Annotated in this window: 8 protein-coding genes and 3 pseudogenes; 7 read left to right on the top strand and 4 right to left on the bottom strand. The window is 63.8% G+C overall.

Annotated features, from left to right (window positions below; genetic code table 11):
* Positions 1–171, top strand: a pseudogene (locus ACT6UX_RS29820) (IS3 family transposase); the annotation flags it as partial.
* Between the two features lie 76 nt (positions 172–247).
* On the opposite strand, the gene ACT6UX_RS29815 reads toward ACT6UX_RS29820, so the two are convergent.
* The 4 genes and pseudogenes from ACT6UX_RS29815 to tnpA form a co-directional block, all read right to left on the bottom strand.
* A complete protein-coding gene (locus tag ACT6UX_RS29815; protein ID WP_444778776.1) occupies positions 248–445 on the bottom strand; it encodes a hypothetical protein in 198 nt (65 codons plus the stop codon).
* Between the two features lie 2 nt (positions 446–447).
* Positions 448–2,055 (bottom strand): annotated as a pseudogene (gene tnpC / locus ACT6UX_RS29810) (IS66 family transposase).
* 95 nt (positions 2,056–2,150) lie between these two features.
* Positions 2,151–2,498 carry an IS66 family insertion sequence element accessory protein TnpB gene (tnpB, locus tag ACT6UX_RS29805; RefSeq protein ID WP_444778775.1) on the bottom strand — a complete coding sequence of 116 codons (348 nt, stop codon included), beginning with the start codon at positions 2,496–2,498 and terminating at the stop codon, positions 2,151–2,153.
* Positions 2,495–2,884 (bottom strand): IS66-like element accessory protein TnpA, encoded by a 390-nt coding sequence (tnpA, locus tag ACT6UX_RS29800; protein ID WP_444778774.1) that lies wholly within the window; start codon positions 2,882–2,884, stop codon positions 2,495–2,497. Before tnpA ends, tnpB begins: the two co-directional genes overlap by 4 nt.
* A gap of 76 nt (positions 2,885–2,960) precedes the next feature.
* Between tnpA and ACT6UX_RS29795 the strand changes: the two genes are divergently transcribed.
* From ACT6UX_RS29795 to ACT6UX_RS29770, 6 genes and pseudogenes are all read left to right on the top strand, one after another.
* Positions 2,961–3,329 (top strand): integrase core domain-containing protein, encoded by a 369-nt coding sequence (locus tag ACT6UX_RS29795; RefSeq protein WP_444778773.1) that lies wholly within the window; start codon positions 2,961–2,963, stop codon positions 3,327–3,329.
* A 280-nt stretch (positions 3,330–3,609) separates the two neighbouring features.
* Positions 3,610–11,037, top strand: a complete 7,428-nt coding sequence (locus tag ACT6UX_RS29790) for a type I polyketide synthase (RefSeq protein ID WP_444778772.1) — start codon at positions 3,610–3,612, stop codon at positions 11,035–11,037.
* Complete coding sequence (locus ACT6UX_RS29785) at positions 11,034–12,389, top strand: aminotransferase class I/II-fold pyridoxal phosphate-dependent enzyme (RefSeq protein ID WP_444778771.1); 1,356 nt, start codon at positions 11,034–11,036, stop codon at positions 12,387–12,389. Before ACT6UX_RS29790 ends, ACT6UX_RS29785 begins: the two co-directional genes overlap by 4 nt.
* A 6-nt stretch (positions 12,390–12,395) precedes the next feature.
* Positions 12,396–13,166 (top strand): SDR family NAD(P)-dependent oxidoreductase, encoded by a 771-nt coding sequence (locus tag ACT6UX_RS29780; RefSeq protein WP_444778770.1) that lies wholly within the window; start codon positions 12,396–12,398, stop codon positions 13,164–13,166.
* Between the two features lie 46 nt (positions 13,167–13,212).
* On the top strand, positions 13,213–13,905 hold the full coding sequence (locus ACT6UX_RS29775; protein WP_444778769.1) for a CDP-alcohol phosphatidyltransferase family protein: 693 nt from the start codon (positions 13,213–13,215) through the stop codon (positions 13,903–13,905).
* A gap of 225 nt (positions 13,906–14,130) precedes the next feature.
* Positions 14,131–14,259: pseudogene (locus ACT6UX_RS29770) on the top strand (transposase); the annotation flags it as partial.
* Between the last annotated feature and the right edge of the window lie 192 nt (positions 14,260–14,451).

Below are 14,451 nucleotides of genomic sequence, written 5' to 3'. Positions count from 1 at the left end.
GGCGTCCGTGCCGGACTTCTCGCTATCGGGCCTGCGGGTGATCCGCGAGCTCGAGGCCATCATCGCGGTCCGCGGCAAGCCGGTGACGATCGTCTCGGACAACGGCACGGAGCGACCCGTAACCTCGTGCTGCGCTGGGCGGCCGACCAGGACATCGAATGGCACTACATCGGTAAGCATACGAGGTAGGCCGCGGGGAGAGCGAGCGGCTTGGACCGACGGTGCGCTTTCAGGGCGCTCGATCGATCTAATCGTTAATGATCTGGCGCAGGTTTTCCAGACCGAAGTCGGTGAAGGCCATGGTCTCGATGCCGTCGACGTCGTAGATCCACAGCTTGCCGTCTTCCAGGTCGAGCTGATCGGAGAGATCCCACAGCAAGTCTTCGGTCCGACCGAGGATCTCGGCAGCCCTTCGGATCGTATGGACGCGAGTGGTGGCGGCCACGATCAGGCCGCAACCTGCGGACGGAGCTTCTTCCACTCCCAGGGCAGCAGCTCGTGCAAGCGGCTCTGCGGCAGCGAGGCGATGCGGGCAAAGACATCGGCCAGCCAAGCTTGCGGATCAACATCGTTGAGCTTTGCCGTCATGATCAACGTGAACATGACGGCTGCCCGATCGGCACCGCGATCGGAACCGGCGAACAGCCACGCTTTCCTGCCCAGGGCCAGGCCTCTCAGAGCACGTTCCGCCGCGTTGTTCGTCAGGCAGATCCGGCCGTCGCCGAGGAAGCAAGTGAAGGCGGCCCAGCGCTTGAGCATGTAGTCGATCGGCTTGATCACGGGGGCCGAGCGCGACAGCCTGGATCGCTGATCACGCAGCCAGGTCTCGAGTTCCGCCACGAGGGGCGCACTCTTTTCCTGGTGAACGCGTCGACGCTGGTCGGCATTCAGCCCATTGATCGTGCGCTCGATGTCGAACAGCGCGTCGATGCGTTGGACGGCAGCCAGCGCGATTGGCGAGATCGCCGTCGCCGACCGTCCTCGTCGGGCGTTCTTGGCGATATCTGCCAACTCGAAGAACTGCCGTCGGGCATGCGCCCAACAGAGCGCCGCTGTGATGGGCGCCGGTTTGCGCGCCGCCTCGTACAGGCCGTTGAAGCCGCTATAGGCATCGGCCTGAAGGATGCCGGTAAAGTTCGCCAGATGGCGGACCGGATGCTCCCCGCGCCGGTCTCGCGAGGCGTAATAGACAGCGGCCGGTGGGGCGAGGCCGGCGAACGGTCGATCGTCTCGCACGTAGCCCCAGATGTGGCCCGTGACCGTCTTGCCTTTGGCCAGGATCGGCACCGTAGTGTCGTCGCCATGCAGGCGCTCGGACGCCAGAACATGGGCCTCCATCAGGTGTTACAGGGGCAAGCCGACGAACACCCCGACGCCCACCTGGTCGGCCAGCGTTGAGAGGCTGAGATCGATACCCTCGCATCGGAAGCGCTCACTTTGCCGGTTCAAGGGGATATGCTGTCCGAACTTGTCGAACAGGATCGTCGCCAGCAGCCTGGGCCCGATGAAGCCGCGCGGCGTGGTGTGGAACGGCGCCGGCTGCTGGCTGATGGTCTGGCAGGCACGGCACGAGAACTTCTCGCGCACCGTCTCGATCAGCTTCCAATGCCGCGGGACGATCTCCAAGGTCTTGGTCACATCCTCGCCCAGCTTCGACAACTTGGCCGATCCGCAACAGGGGCAGCTCGTTGGCGCGGCAATGACGACCCGCTCGCGTTCGATATCCTCGGGGTAGGGCTGGCGGACCAGCCGCCGACGCGTGAAGGACCGAACCGTCGGCGTCTTCCTGGCCGCTTCCTCGGCCGCCAGCTCGTCCTCGGTCGCCGACGCTTCCGCCTCCTCCAGCTGCAGCTCGAGTTGACCGAGCAGCCGCTCCTTGCGCTCCGAGCGCTGGCCGTAAAGCTGGCGGCGCAACTTCTCGATCTCCAGCTTCAGATGAGCGATCAGCGCTTTATTGCTGGACCGATCTGCCGTGGCGTTGGCCGCCTCGGCTTGGGCGTGCGCGGCCGCCGCCTCAGCCTGCTGACGGGCGGCGGCGCGTTCCGCCACCAGCATCGTGTGGGCCGTCGCAAGGTCGGAGGGAAGAGCGTCGGACGCCGTGGTCACGCGACAACAGAATCACATTCTCTCGTCGCCTCAAAGACTAAACCTCAACCCACCGAGCTCGGCCGCCACGTCTCCTGGGGATGACGCCAGTCGATGCTGGACAGAAGGTAGCCAAGCTGTGCCGGCGAGATCGTCACCACGCCGTCGGCCACGCTCGGCCATAGAAAGCGCCCGCGCTCCAGTCGCTTCGTGAACAGGCAGGCGCCTTGCCCGTCGTGCCAGATCACCTTCAACAGATCGCCTCGCCGCCCGCGGAAGCAGAACAGCCGACCGCCCAGGGGATCGCCCCGCAACACCTCCTGCGCCTGCAGTGCCAGTGACGGAAAGCCCTTGCGCATATCCGTATAGCCTGTCGCCAGCCACACTCGAACGCCAGACGGTAACGGGATCATCGATGCAGCAGCGCCCTGATAACGCGCCCCAGCACGGCCGTGTCCACGTCATTGCCGACGATCAATCGACAGCCACCGGGCAGCTCGATCTCCACCCGGCCCGCAATCGATGCCGCAACGGCCGGCGCCGGCGCGGAGACTTGCGCCATCGCATCGTTCGCTATCACCGCCGGCACGAACATCGCCGACCCGCCAGAGCCTTGGACCTCAGTTCCGTACCGGCGCCGCCACGTGAACAGCAGGTTCGTATTGACGTCGTGTCGTCTGGCCACCATCGACACCGACGCTCCGGGCTCGAAGCTCTCGGCAACGATTCGCCGCCGCTCTTCCTCAGACCTCCGGCGCCGCCGGATAGTGCCAAATTCCGACGTCGATCCTCCTGTCATCACAAGTGTCCATCTCCATCATGTGGACACCTACACTCTCACTAACTCTTCTCGCTCAACAGGCGGCATTCCTCTGATGGGTACCTACATCGCGCCAGGCACGCCGATGCAGAACGGCTTCGTCGAGAGCTTCAATGGCCGCATGGCCGCCTCGGCAGATTCCCTCCGGCGGTGTTCGGCGCTACGCGCAGACCCGGAAAGCAAGAGGACGGGGCGCTGCGCTCGATCGGGGGCTTCGCGCCCCGCCCCGTCGCACCATCAACCACCAGAGCAGAAGAGGAACAGACTCAACCTACCGGCGTATAAAAAACAGGATGCAGGTCACTCGAAACGGATCGTCGGACGGCCAGCAAAGCTGAGAGGTTCGTTCGGAACCGCGCCAAGATCCGCCGGGCCGCCGGCGCCTTGTGCGCAAAGGCATGGGCGAGCTGCGCGTTCACCGTAGTTCTGTCGCGCAAGATACCCCTTTGAAATAAAACAACATGTTCCATACGATCAGTGGCTGAGCCCGTCTGTGAAATCGACGGTAGTCTCACCTATTTTGTCACTGTCTTATGCAAACCATCGCCCTCTATTTTTACTTATTCTGGTACATAATGAAAACTCTTGATCTGCCCTTGGACGGCGGACCTCTTCCATGCAGAAGCCACACTTTAAGTGTGTGATTTGCAATTACGGGTAAGAATTTGATCAAGAGAGCGAGGCTCTAGGGATATGTGCGCAGGATGACGCGTCGAGACGAAGTTGCAATTGTCGGTTATGCTTGTCGTCTGCCCGGTGCGAGGGACAGTGACGGACTTTGGAACATCCTGCGCCGCAATCTTTGCAGTGTCACAGAAATTACTCCTGATCGTTTCCCGACCCAGTCCTTCTATCACCCTTCCCCCGACCAGATCGGCCGCAGCTATTCCTTCGCCGCCGGGGTAATCGACGACGTGTGGGGCTTCGATGCTACCGCGTTCGGCATGAGTCCGCGGGAGGCCGAACAGGTCGACCCCCAGCATCGTCATCTTCTGGAAGTTACCTACGACGCGCTCGCACATGCTGGCATGCGCCCCTCGCTCCTCACCGGCAGCCCCGTGGGCGTCTATGTGGGCGCCTCCTCCGTCGACCACGCGGCGCGCTTCTTTGCCGATCCGTCCGCCGCGGACATGCACATGATGACGGGCAACTCGCTCAGCATCATGGCCAATCGTATCTCCTATACGTTCGACCTGCGAGGTCCGAGCCTCACGGTCGATACGGCTTGCTCGTCCTCCCTGGTCGCACTGGATCTCGCGACAGAGGCGATCCGCAGCGGCGCTATCGAGACGGCGATCGTGGGCGGCGTCAATCTGCTCCTGTCGCCGTTTTCCTACGTCGGATTCTCCCGCGCTTCCATGCTGTCGCCCACTGGGCTTTGCCGCCCGTTCGACGCGTCGGCGGATGGGTACGTCCGGTCCGAGGGCGCGATCGTCGTGGTGCTTCGCTCGATGTCGTCGGCACTGAAGGCGCGTAATCGAATCCATGCGGTGATCGTCGGTTCGGGCATTAACCAGGACGGACGCACAACCGGCATGTCGCTGCCTTCCGCCGAATCTCAGCGACGGCTTCTGGAGCAGGTCTACGGAGATTTCAGGGTCGATCCCGCCGACCTGAGCTACGTCGAAGCGCACGGTACCGGCACGCGGGTCGGTGACCCCATCGAGGCCGACGCGCTCGGCAAAGGTCTTGCCCAGAAGCGAACCCGGCCACTTCCCATTGGCTCGGTAAAGTCGAATATAGGCCACCTCGAGCCGGTGTCGGGGCTGGCTGGCCTCCTCAAGTCCATCATGGTCCTCGACCGGGGCCTCGTGCCGGCGACCCTGCACCACAACGCGCCGAATCCCGACATTCCGTTCGCGGACCTCAATCTCGACGTCGTCTCACAGAATCGCCGCCTTGGGGATCATCGGGGCCCTCAGCTGGTCGGCGTCAATTCCTTTGGATTTGGCGGCACCAACGCGCACGTGATCCTGCGCAGCGAGAGGGCAGTTGCGCATCTCGTTCAGGTCAACACGACCACGCCGCCGCCGCTGCTGTTGTCGGCCCACACCGGAGATGCCCTGCGGGTCCTGGCAAAGCGCTATGTCAAGACGTGGCCCGCCACCACAGGCGAAGCCGTCTCCTTCATAGCGGCGAGCGCCTATCTGCGTGATGCGCTGCCGTACCGCCTGGTCGCAACGGGCGAGACGGCCGACGAGGTTTGTCATCATCTCAACGTCTTCGCAAAGGGCGAAGAGTCCGCCGCGATCCTCACCGGCCAGGCGCTGGGAATCGACCAGCCGCTCACCTTCCTTTTCTCCGGCAACGGCTCCCAATGGGCCGGCATGGGCCGTGACGCGTGGAAGACCAATCCGGTCTTCCGCAATGCGCTGAAGGACATCGACGGCCGCTTCGCGAAGATCCAGAAATGGTCGATCGTCGATTGCCTATTCGCTGACGATCTGGCGCCGCGCCTGCGGCGAGCCACCTATTCACAGCCCCTCCTTCTGGCCCTTCAAGTCGCCATGGTGCGCTCCCTCGAAGAACGCGGCATCGTGGCCACAGCTACCTTGGGCCACAGTGTCGGCGAGATTGCCGCTGCCTGGTGTGCTGGTGCTCTCAGCCTCGACCAGGCCATCGATGTAGTGATTGCCCGCAGCCGCAATCAAGAAAGCGTGCGCGGTAGCGGGGGCATGGCAGCGCTAATGCTGAGCGATCGCGAGGCTGAGCGCTTTCTCAAGACTGGCGGCGCGCCCCGTGTCGAGATCGCGGCGATCAACAGTTGCCGCAGCGTTACGGCCTCGGGAACCATCGCGGACATCGACTGCGTGCTTCGGGCAGCGGCCGAAATGCGAATAAGTGCACGGCGGCTCGACCTGGACTATCCATTCCACTCCGCATTGATCGAGCCGGTTCGCGGCCCGCTGTTGCGTGAACTGCAGGGCCTCCGTCCGATGCCCCCTCACAAGACTTTCGTGTCATCCGTGACCGGGGGGCCCGTTGCCTCAGAGGCGCTCGGCGCAGACCACTGGTGGCGCAACGTGCGAGACCCGGTCCAGTTCGAGCCGGCGTTGAACGGCCTGTTGACTGACGGCATGCGCGTATTCTTGGAAGTGGGTCCTCGGCCGATTCTGGGTAGTTACGTGCGCGACGTGCTCAGGGAAGCCGGAACGCGCGGCGTCGTCATCGAGACCCTGACCGAGGGCGAGGGACAGTCCACCTTCGATCAGATCGAGCGAGCGGCGTCGAAGGTTGCGCTGGCCGGCGGCAAAATCGAGATGCAGCGCTTCTTCGGTCCTGCGCCCACGGCTGTCGTCGTGCTGCCGCTCTACCCCTGGCAGCATACTCAGTTCAAAGTAACACCGACCGATGAGGCCGGCACTGTCCTGCAGTTCCATGCACATCCATTGCTCGGCGGGCGGCTGCGCAAGGACAGCGCCGAATGGTTTTCGACGGTGGATCCTGCACTCTATCCTTGGATAGACGACCACAAGGTCGGCCATGTCCCGGTCTTTCCGGCGACCGGCTACGTCGAGACCATGCTGGCAGCAGCGCGCGAGGTTCACCCGGAAGGCGCCTTGGAACTTCGCGATCTCGACATCCTTCGGCCGCTCGTGTTCGAAGGCAGAACCTCTTTCGAAGTCTCCGTCCGGCTCGCTCACGAGACGGGCACCGTCGAATTGCTCTCGCGCCAGCGCGGCGGCGGTGCGGGGTGGACGCTCAATGCGCGGGGAATCATCAACCGATCCCCGATCACGGGGAGGACGACCGTGCCGCCGGCGATCCCGGACGATGCCGTCATCGTTAACAAGAGCCGCGTCTATGCCGCGGCCAGCGCCCTTGGCTTCGACTACGGTCCTACATTCCAGCGCATTCGACAGGTCGTTTTTCCTGAGCCGAAGTTTGCAGTCGCCAAGCTCGACCGGCCGGACACGCTGGTACACGGCACGCGTATCATCGATCTCGCGGCATTGGATGCTGCGTTCCATGCCCTCTTCGCGTCCGAGGAAGCAGGTGTCGCCGACATGCCGATGAAGCGCATGTTGCCCGTCCGCTTCGGCTGCGTCCGCGTGTTCCAGTCTGGCGCCATCGTCTCAAGGGTCACGGCCCGGACGGTCAGGCAGTCGCCAAGCTCGATGGTCGTCGACATCGATCTCCTGGACGAACACGGAAATACCGTCGTGGCGGTCCAGAACGTGCGACTTGTCGAAGCCCCGGCTGAGCTGGCCGTGGATCCCAAGTCACTCACCTACCGCACCGCCGCTTGGCATCTCGACCCCGCCGGCAAGCCGTCAATGCTGGCGTTCCGTCCTGGCGACGAGGAACGGCCTGCCGGCAATTCAGCCGCCCTCTCCGAAGCCTTGCTTCTGCTCGAGGCCGGAACGCTGCGCGCGGCCTGGTCTGCATTCCGGAGCCACTCGCCCGCCGTGTCGCCCGACCGCCACGAGCCGGCCGGCGCAGAGGATGGCGCATCATGGGCCTCTTTCCTCCTGGCAGCCCTGCTCTGGCATCTCGAGGCAAAGAATCTCGCTGTCGACGTTGATGGCGCCGCCAGGCTGGCTCACTCATGTGAGCTTCCCGAAATCGACTCGATCGTCAGCACGCTGCTGGTTCGCCATCCCACAATGGGCGCAGAAGCGGCCAGCGTCTCGCGACTCGAGAGCATCATCGGTCGATTGAGCGCCGGGGATCCGACCGCAGTGAGTGAGCTCGCCTCGCCGCACTGGCGCAATCTGGGCCTGGCCTCCAATCAGATTGGCTGGCTGCGCGACGCCGTCGTCAGCGAGGTCACGGCTTCAATGGCGCGTCTCGACGGCAGCCGGCTGGTGCGGCTGCTGATGGTGGGTGCCGATCACTTCGCCACGGCCGCTGATCTCAGCGCGCGTTTTGCCAATATCGAAATCAACCTGACCGACCTGGACGACGACCGCCTCGAACAGGCGCGGGCGACTATCGGCGACAGCGCACCACTGGTGCGGTGCGTGAGCTGGTCACAGCTAGGGTCATTGCATCCTGCCTCGCTGGATCTCGCCTTCGCAGTCGACGCCCTGAGCGAGGTCGTCGCCGGCAACAATGACGGCGTAACAGTCATTACCAGATTGCTGCGCCCCGACGCGCCGCTCATCGCGGGCGAGCTGGCGCCCAGCGCCTTCTGGGACATCGTCCGCGGCAGCCGGGGGCGTTGGTGGGCGCGCTCGGCGAATGCCGAGTTCCCGGTCGGTGCACTGCTGACCGAGCAGGAATGGATCGACGAACTCGAGACTGCCGGCTTCAGAGGTATATCGGTGTCCCCTGCCTTCGGCGAAGCACGTATCGGCGTGGTTGTCCGAGGCCTGGCGGGCAGCAGCACCGATCGTAACGCCACGGCCGCGATCGAGCCGGCCTTGTTCTCTTGGCGAGGCGCCTCTGCAGCCGACCTTCGGGCCCTCGTCGGCCATGACGATCCCGAGCCCGCGCGATTGGATCAAGGCGCGGCGACCGACTACGTGCTGTCAATCTCACCCGACGACTCGTCAGTTGATCCCGTGGCGACTCTCGCTGAGCATCTCAATGCGATCGCCGAACAATGCCGGCAGTTGGCCGATACGCCGGCCCGCCTCTGGATCATCGTCGATTTCGGCGAGGTGGAGGGGCTGGTGCCTCTCGAACAGCCGCTCTGGTGCGCGCTGATGGCGGCCGCTCGTGTTGCCCGCAACGAGTATCCTGGCCTGCATATACGCTGTGTCGGCCTGGCCGGCCAACCGCGTCTTGGTGTCACCAGGCGAGCCACCGCCGAAATGCTTTCGCCCGACGAGGAACGGGATGTCTTCTTCCTGGGCGACAATCGCGTCGCCTTCCGCGTCGAACGAGGGCCCGCCGCGCCGCGTCCGCCCAAGCCCCTGGCCAACGACATGGCACTGCGTCTGGCGACACGTCAGGGTCCCGGCCGGGGCGTACTCGGCTGGATTCCGGAGCCGCGCCTGATACCTCAGGCTGGCGAGGTCGAGATCGAAGTTGCGACCACTGGCCTCAACTTCCGCGACGTGATGTGGAACCTGCGCCTGCTGCCCGAAGAGGCGCTGGAAGATGGCTTTGCCGGTCCCGGTCTCGGAATGGAGTGTGCCGGCACGGTGGTTCGGACGGGACCCGATGTCGAAGGCCTCGCCGTTGGAGATCGCGTCCTCGCCTTTGCAGCTGGCGCCTTTGCCAGCCACCTGATTGCGAAGAGCTTCGCCGTCAGAAAATTACCGGCTCAGCTGTCGTTCGAGGAAGCGACAACTTTGCCCGTCGCGTTCCTCACTGCCTATTATTCACTCGTGCACCTTGCCCGGCTGGAGCCGGGCGAATCCGTCCTGATCCATGGTGGTGCCGGCGCCGTCGGTCTGGCTGCCATGCAGATCGCAAAGCATCGTGGCGTGACCGTAATCGCGACGGCCGGCAGTGAAGAGAAGCGCGCCCTCCTGCGCAGCCTCGGCGCCGACTTCGTTTGCGATTCCCGCACCGTGGCGTTTGCCGAAGACGTGATGAGTTTCACCGCGGGCAGGGGCGTCGATGTCGTCCTCAACTCGCTGGCCGGCGAAGCGATGATCCGTTCGATGGATTGCCTCAAGCCGTTCGGTCGCTTCATCGAGCTCGGCAAGCGTGACTTCTATGCCAACACTCATCTCGGACTGAGGCCGTTGCGCCGCAATCTGAGCTACTTCGGCGTCGACATCGACCAGCTCATCGGCGTTCACAAGGGGTTGTCCCAGCGGCTGTTCACCGACGTGATCGGCTTCTTCGCCGAGGGCAAGTATTCGCCGATTCCGCTCCGTGTCTTCGATGGCGCACATGTCGCGGAGGCGTTCCGCCTGATGCAGCGTGCCGGCCATATCGGAAAGATCGTCGTGACCCCTGCTCGCGAGCCCAGCGTGCCCGGTGCACCCGTCAATACCTTTCCCGTGGATGCCGAGGGCTGGCACGTCGTGATCGGCGGCACCAGGGGCTTCGGCTTTGCAACGGCCCAATGGCTGGCCCACCGCGGCGCCAGGCACCTTGCACTAATCAGCCGATCTGGTCACCTGTCCGAAGCGGTAGCGACGCAGGTCGAGGCATTGCGCGAGAAGGGCGTGACGGTGGAGATCGCGGCTATCGACGTAACCGACGCCGCGGCCCTCCACTCTTTCATCGACCGGCTTGGCCACCAGCGGCCGATTAAGGGTATTGCCCACGCCGCAATGGTTCTCGACGACAAATTGATGCAGGGGGTCGATCGGATGTCCATCGAGACCGTCCTACGACCGAAGGTCAGCGGCGCTCTGCATCTAGAACGTATCGCCGGCAGGCTGGCCCTCGACTATCTCCTCCTTTTCTCGTCGGCCACTACCCTGTTCGGCAATCCTGGGCAATTCAACTATGTGGCTGCCAATGCCTATGTCGAAGGAATCGCCCGCAGGCTGCGTGCCCAAGGTCTGCCGGCTCTCGCCGTCGCGTGGGGCGCAATCGGAGATACAGGCTATCTTGACCGGCATATGGAGGCGAACTCGAGCCTGAAACGACGCTTCGGCTCAACTTTGATGCCAGCCTGCACAGCGCTGAATGGATTGGATTGGGCTTTCGAAGCCGATGGATCACAGCTTGTAGACGCATTTGCGATCGCGCGCATCGAGTGGAGCAGGGCCAAGCGCGAACTCGCAGCACTACGTGCTCCGACCTTCAATGCCGTTGCCACGGGCAACACCTCGGGAGAGGGTGGGCAGGTAGCCGTCGCTCTTGAGCGACTGCGCTCCTTGCCTCCTGAAGAGGCGACCGCGGCTCTCCTCGACATTCTCGTTGAGGAAATAGCAAGGGTGCTCCGCCTGCCTTCCAAGGAAATTGACCGTCACCGGCCGCTTGCGGAAATCGGCATGGATTCGCTGATGATGCTCGAGCTGCGCACGACGGTGGAAGCGACACTGCAGATCGAGTTGCCGATGATGTCGCTGGCCAGCGGCATCACGCCCGCCGATGTCGCGCGGCGCGTCACCCCGCTCGTGACTGGAGAGACTCCGCGTGAGCCTGTTCCGAGCACGCTGGCGACCCTGTCTTCGAGCCACTTTGCCGAAGAAGCAGCAACCGCGGATGCCTCGGAGCAGCGCGCCGCGATCATCGCCGTGATGCAGCGGGTCAAGCAGATCGACGGACCGCTATGAGTCGGCCGCCATCGAAAGCCGCCCAGGAAACTCTCGATCGGGTGCGGCAGGCCCTCGGCCAGCCCACCGCCCCCCAGGGCAAGCCGTCAGCGCATGCGACCACGGGCGAACGATGTGAATTCGACTTCACCACGCTGCCCGAGTACGAAACTCTGAAAATATGGAAGGCCGTGGGCAATCTCACCCGGATCGGAAATCCATTCTATCGCCTGCACGACGGACGCGCCGGCAACACGACGTCGATCGACAGACGTACGATTGCGAATTTCTCATCCTACGACTATCTTGGCCTGAACGGACATCCCGACGTCTCCGCCGCGGCAAAGACCGCGATCGACCGCTTCGGCACGTCGGTCTCGGCAAGCCGGCTGTCGGCCGGCGAACGCCAGGTGCATCGCGACCTCGAGTCTGCCCTGGCGCGCCTGAGTGGAACCGAAGACGCGATCGCGTTCGTGAGCGGCCACGGGACCAACGTGTCGGTGATAGGCGAATTGCTGGGACCGGAAGACCTGATTGTCGCCGACGCGGTCATCCACAACAGCATCGTCGAGGGTGCTAAACTGTCGGGCGCCAAGAGAATTCTCTGCCCGCACAACGACCTCGACGCATTCGAGCGTGCCTTGCGGCTCAACCGTGCGCGCTATCGTCGTGCCCTGATCGTGGTGGAAGGACTCTACGGGATGGACGGCGACGTGCCGGATCTGGCCGGCTTGATCAAGCTCAAGCGCCGATACAATGCTTGGCTCATGGTCGACGAGGCGCATGCGACCGGCGCCCTTGGCCGCACCGGGCGAGGCGTTGCCGAGGAACAGGGCATCGATCCTGCGGAGGTCGAAATCTGGATGGGCACGCTCAGCAAGACGCTGGCGGCCGCGGGCGGCTACATCGCCGGAAGCCGCCCGCTCATCGAACTGATCAGGTACACGTCGCCGGGGTTCGTCTACAGTGTCGGCCTCTCGCCACCGGTAGCCGCCGCTGCAGCGGCGGCGGTCGACGTCATGATGCGTGAGCCTTGGCGCGTGGCGGCGCTCCGCCGCAATGGCCGGGCCCTGCTGGAAAGAGCCCGGGCGCGGGGCCTGGATACGGGCCTCAGTATCGGCGCCTCCGTCGTCCCCGTCATCGTCGGCAATTCGCCGCAGACAATCATGCTGTCGGAGCGCCTGCTCGGACGCGGCTTCAACGTCGTCCCGGCGGTCTTCCCCGGAGTTGCAGAGAACCAGGCGCGGCTTCGCTTCTTCATCACATCGCAGCATACGCTGGAGCAGATCGATGCGGTCATCGACGCCGTGGCCGAGGAACTGCCGAAGATTCTCAGCGGCTCCTCATTCGTAAGCACCATTGCCGGTCGCTGACGCAGGATGGAATTCAAGACGATCGTCATCACCGGCGCGTCCAGCGGGATTGGCGCAGCGCTCGCACGCGCGCTCGCAGCACCCGGTCGAACATTGGCATTGCTGGGGCGCAATACCGAACGCCTCGAGGCGGTCGCAGGCGCCTGTCGCGCGAAGTGCGCGACCTGCAGCACCGCAACCCTTGACCTGTCGGATGCCGCTCGACTTGCGACCGTCCTCGAGGAGGTCGAGCGAGTCTCCTCGATCGACCTAGTGATTGCGAATGCCGGAATCCTCGCCGGGCGATCGGCGGACGACGCTGTCGAGACGGCGGGCGTTGCGCGGCAGGTACTCGAGACGAATCTGCTGGCGACCGTCGATCTCATCCATCTCGTGCTACCAGCCATGCGACGAAAAGGGCGCGGGAGCATCGTCTTCGTGGCCTCGCTTGCCTCACTCGTTCCCTTGCCCGACGCCCCCGCCTATTCGGCTTCCAAGGCGGGCCTGCTGTCATACGGGTTGGCGCTGCGGGACGCCGTCGCGGCGGAAGGAATCCGGGTCGTCGTCGCCTGCCCCGGCTTCGTCGCCACCGCGATGGCCGGCCGGCATCTCGGGCCGCGCCCCGGCGAAATTTCCGCAGACGACGCGGCGAAGCGGATCCTGACCGGGCTGCAGCACAACAAGGCGGTGATCGGCTTTCCTCTCGTCCCCTACTGGCTTTCGCGGCTCAGCCAACTCGTCCCCGAGGCGATCCGCCGCCGCGGCATGAGAAACACCCGTTTCCATGTGGGCCCTTAAGCGAGGCACAGATGCTCCGCATGAGGTAGACTAGTGCCAGCATACCATGCCAACGGACCGCGAAATCCCACTCACACGCTCCAACCGAGGCTGGCTGTCGGCACCGGAGCAGCGACTCATCGCGTGGATTGCCCCCGGATTGCCGCGCTGGATGTCGCCCGATTTTCTGACGATTCTTGGCTTCGCGGCGTCCGTTGTGGCCATCGTAGCCTACGCACTGGCACCTGGAAATCCCGCATGGCTCTGGGTGGTGAATGCCGCTCTGATTGTGAACTGGTTCGGTGATTCGCTTGATGGGGCCGTCGCCCGACGACGCGGCATCGAACGGGCCCGCTACGGCTTCTTCCTCGACCAGTCGATCGACGTCCTGAGCCAGTTCCTGTTCGCGATCGGTTTCGGCCTGTCGGGATTCGTCTCTATGGAAATTGCGGCCATCGGGCTTGCAACCTATTTCATGATGACCGTCCAATCGCTGCTGCGGGCAGAGATCTCCCGAACCTTCCACCTCGCCAGCGCTGGGTTCGGCCTGACGGAGGTGCGCTGCCTCTTTCTAGCGGTCAACGTTGCGTTCTATCTGAAGCCACCGGAGCCGTTCTACATCGCCGGCGTGAGGCTCGGATATGGCGATCTGTTGGGTATGGCGTGGATCGTCGCGAACCTCGGCCTCTACGCGGTGGGCATGGTCAGGGAACTGGGCCAGCTCGCCAGAGACGAGCCACCCGCCGGGAAGGACTTCTAAAAATGGATGTCAGAGGCGGCGTGACCTGTCAGAGATCGACGAAATGAAGCGGCATATCTCCATCATCGGGCTCGGTTTATGTCCGCCTGCTTGGCCTGCTTCCGGAAAACTGATCCAGATTGAGAGTTGGAGAACCGGCTATTTTGAGCTTCGCAGGAGCTGAGAATGGCAGGGAAGGATTAGGGATGTTGCGGGAAGCCGAGGTTCGGCTGAGCCAAGGGAGAGATCGGCAAGATCTGTCGTGGACTGGAGATCTCGGAGCAGAGCTTTTATCGGTGGCGTCGCCAGTGCGGTGAGTTGAAGGTCGGCCAGGCGCGGCGCTTGAAGGATCTCGAGCGGGAGAACCAGCGGCTGAAGAAGGCGGTCTCGGTCGCGCGGCCGGAACATCAGCCGATTGTCTCCCAGCGTCACCGGCTCGGAATACTCGTAGCGATTACAGTGGACGATCTCGAGGATACCATCAAGGCCGGCTAGAGCATCGAGCGCTTAATCGGGAGCATATCCAGCGTCTTTGAGGAAGTTCCAGCACTCGTGCTGGGAGTAGAG

It is taken from the genome of Reyranella sp., from assembly GCF_052439685.1.
Taxonomy (GTDB): Bacteria; Pseudomonadota; Alphaproteobacteria; order Reyranellales; family Reyranellaceae; genus Reyranella.
This window is presented reverse-complemented; position numbering and strand designations above follow the sequence as displayed.